The sequence below is a fragment of the Mesorhizobium sp. P3_A9 genome, assembly GCF_056402975.1.
Map to the genome: position 1 here is coordinate 1 of NZ_JBFUGJ010000713.1, position 1127 is coordinate 1127.

Consider the following 1127-nt stretch of genomic DNA (forward strand, 5'->3'; position numbering starts at 1 on the left):
GGTGGGCTGCCTTTTTAGCTGACCGGTTGTGAACTCGACGCGATGCCCACGAAACTCGACGTGCCAGCGGATCCTTCCATTGCCGACATACTTCACCAGCCTGTCGATGAGGAATTCGCCATCGGCAAGCATGACGCAGCCTTGGCTGATGCTTTCGAGAATGAACTGACTGTCAGTCGGCACGACGCGGCCTCGTGTAGAAAACTTTCACGCAGCTTAGCCATTGGAACGCACCAGCGGCCACCAATCTTTTTGGTTCTGGAAATCTCGTCTGCCTCAAGCAGCCAAAAGTGACGAGCCGTGCGTGTTCTCGGGGGAAGCTTGTTTCAGGTGCTGCGCATCAGTCAGCCGCGTGCCTTGAGGCCTTCCATCCTGACACGAATGTGCAAACCCTCATGTTACCGTCTGATGGTGATATGTCATCGATCGGATAGCCATCGAAGCAAATGGGAGAGTTCGCCACGTCCAGGATCAACCGCCGCGCCTTGCTTTTCCACTCCGGCAGCGCAGCCGTCGCATCGACGGTTGCGGCAACGGCACGCGGCGCAGAGTCGCCGGGCCGAGACCAGGAACCGTCCCATAGATTGCGAGAGCTGATTGAAGCGCACAGGACGGCATACGCGGCGTTCAGCAACGCGCTGCATGACACAGGCGGTGGCAGCGGCGTCTCCGACAGAGCCAGCCGGGAGGAGGAGAGGGCGCTGCTCGCCATATGCGGCTATGCTGCGGTCGAGGAAGCCGATCGCCTGGCCAAGGCCCGATATCTTTTGCAGATCGAGGCGCGCGGCGAACTCGACCTCCCGGAGCATATGCAGGCCGTTCTTCGATCGACGATGTGGAAGGGATGAGGCGACCGGCGCGCAACCACGACAATGTGATGGCGCTGATGTACGCGCCGGTTGTGGACTGCATATTCACGTAGCGGCAGCCTGCGGAGTTTGGTCGTCGTTAACTTGATGGCCTTGCCCTGGTATTCATCGTGCAACGGTCGCCTCCAAGACTGGCAAGGCTGTCGATGGCGAAATCGTCATCGACTGGGCTTCCCGCCAGCGAAGCTATATGCGTCATGCCGAAGTCAAACCGGCCGGGCTAATCCGACGATATGGCAAGGGTGCGCTGTTCAGCAG

1 protein-coding gene and 1 pseudogene are annotated in these 1127 nt (G+C 59.5%); one reads left to right on the forward strand and one right to left on the reverse strand.

Features of this window, described 5'->3' with window-relative positions; genetic code table 11:
* Positions 1–183: pseudogene (locus tag AC1DX0_RS36215) on the reverse strand (hypothetical protein); the annotation flags it as partial.
* A 263-nt stretch (positions 184–446) separates the two neighbouring features.
* On the opposite strand from AC1DX0_RS36215, the gene AC1DX0_RS36220 reads away from it, so the two are divergent.
* Positions 447–848, forward strand: coding sequence for a hypothetical protein (locus AC1DX0_RS36220; protein ID WP_477221117.1), 402 nt, complete (start codon positions 447–449; stop codon positions 846–848).
* Positions 849–1127 lie beyond the last annotated feature (279 nt).